This is a genomic window from Phormidium sp. CCY1219 (genome assembly GCF_035615515.1).
In the GTDB taxonomy this organism is placed as follows: Bacteria; Cyanobacteriota; Cyanobacteriia; order Cyanobacteriales; family Laspinemataceae; genus CCY1219.
In genome coordinates, this window is sequence record NZ_JAJENT010000415.1 from 1 (window position 1) to 1,916 (window position 1,916).

The 1,916-nt window shown below is 52.2% G+C and carries 2 protein-coding genes; one reads left to right on the forward strand and one right to left on the reverse strand.

Annotated features, from left to right (window positions below; translation table 11 throughout):
- Positions 1-105 precede the first annotated feature (105 nt).
- Positions 106-789 (forward strand): pentapeptide repeat-containing protein, encoded by a 684-nt coding sequence (locus LKK83_RS09220; RefSeq protein WP_324630785.1) that lies wholly within the window; start codon positions 106-108, stop codon positions 787-789.
- An 82-nt stretch (positions 790-871) separates the two neighbouring features.
- On the opposite strand, the gene LKK83_RS09225 is transcribed toward LKK83_RS09220, so the two are convergent.
- On the reverse strand, positions 872-1,916 hold a 1,045-nt coding region (locus LKK83_RS09225; protein ID WP_324630786.1), incomplete at its 5' end, for a pentapeptide repeat-containing protein.

Here is a 1,916-nt window from a genome sequence, read left to right on the forward strand (position 1 = left end):
TGCACACCCAATTCTCAATATAGTTTTGACGGCGGCTAAAGCCGCAAGTTCGTTTTTCCTCCCCCGGCTAAAGCACGAGGGTTTCCAAACGTATAGGAGGCTACTATGAAAATCGGACAAATCGCGATCGCCGCATTACTCAGCGCAACCGCAATCGCAACCCCCGCCGTCGCGGAAAATCCGGCACATTTGCAACAATTGCTCGACACCAACGAATGCCAAAAATGCGACCTGAGTGGCGTCAATTTGGCAGGGCGCGACTTGAGCGGGGCTAACTTGAAAGAAGCGAATCTCAGCGGTAGCAATTTAGAAGGTGCCAATCTCAACGAGGCATCTTTAATTAATGCGAATTTAGAAAATGCCACAGTGCGCCATACCAGTTTCATTGCAGCGAGATTGCATGGAGCAAACTTAGAAAATGCCGATTTAACCCGCAGTAATCTTACTCTGGCGGGATTGGTGATTGCCAACTTAAATGGCGCAAACCTCAGCGGTGTGAATCTAGTGGGGGCAAATCTGGAAAGCGCCTCTTTGGTGGGCGCAAACTTAAATAATGCCCTGCAAAGCGTTGCTAACCTCCATCGCGTTACTCTCAGCGAGGGCAATTTCCACGCCACTGGGATTGCAGGCGTCAACCTGCGCGATGCGGATTTGACCCATGCAAACCCCACCGATGCTAACCTCAATTGGTCCGATCTCTCTGGGGCAAAACTCGATCGCGCGGATACCCGCCAAGTGCAACTGCAAGGTGCAAACCTGCCCACCGGATACACTATTTCTAGTTTTTAATCCTCGGGGAATATCCGGTGGCGGGTGGATGGATGACTCGATACCTTATCCCTGAATCCGGTTTGAGCCAAAATGCCGACAATTAGTCGGATTCGGAGGTTCCATCTGGGGCGATCGCGCCTCTCATATCCGCTTCTTTGAGTATCGTATCTTGCAGATTCGCTCCTTGCAGATTTGCTCCAATTAAATTCGCTCCCCACAAATTCGCGTCGGTTAAATTCGCTCCTTGCAGATTCGCGCGCGACAGATCGGCCCGATATAGATTCGCATCGGTTAGATCCGCCCCACTTAAATCTACGCCACTGAGTCTCGCGCGCCACAACTTGGCGTTGATGAGGGAAGCATTCGGGGCGATCGCATATGCACCGGCTGCTTCCAGGTCGAATTCTGCATGAAATTGAGTTAGATCGTCGTAAAGCGCCGCGCTCAAATCTGCATCCGTCAAATCCGCCCCCCGCAAATCTGCCGATCGCAGATCGCTGCGGTGCAGATATGCGCGCTTTAAATTACAATCGGTTAGCTTGGTCCAGCGCAGATCCGCCCCGCAAAGATAGCCATTCTCTAAGTCTGCACCCGGGGCGATCGCATAGCCACCCAATGCTTTCGGATCCAATTCTGCGGGAAATCGGGTTTGGATGTTGTAGAGCGCCTGGGAAATATCGGTTCCCTGCATATGCGCCCATCGCAAGTCTGTGCCGCGCAAATCCGCTCCTCTTAAATAGGTTCCGCGCAAATCGGCACCTTTGAGATCCGCGCCTCTCAAATCGGCACCTTTGAGATATGCCGCACTCAGATTCGCTTCGCTCAAATCCCCATCCCGCAAAATCACGCGGCTCAAGTTGGTTCCACTCAGGTGCGCTTCCCCGAGATCCGCTTTGGTAAAAGCGCGTTCTCCCTGTGCGTATCGCCCTAACAGTTCATTGACGTCCATCGGTGTCGGTTTTAAATCGCTGGTTGTTTGGCGCTTCGCCATGTTATTGCTTGCTGACATCACCACCATTTGATTATCCCCGCTCGAGGTGATGTTTGAAGTTTCGCCGGCTTTTTGTCGAGGCGATCGCTTGACAAAAAAAGGGCGAGCGGCTACAATGAAACCGTCACCCCAGGCAGGGCTTTTAAGCATTGCA

Coding starts and splice junctions, on each gene's coding strand:
- LKK83_RS09220 (WP_324630785.1), top strand. CDS start 106: ATGAAAATCGGACAAATCGCGATCGCCGCATTACTCAGCGCAACCGCA.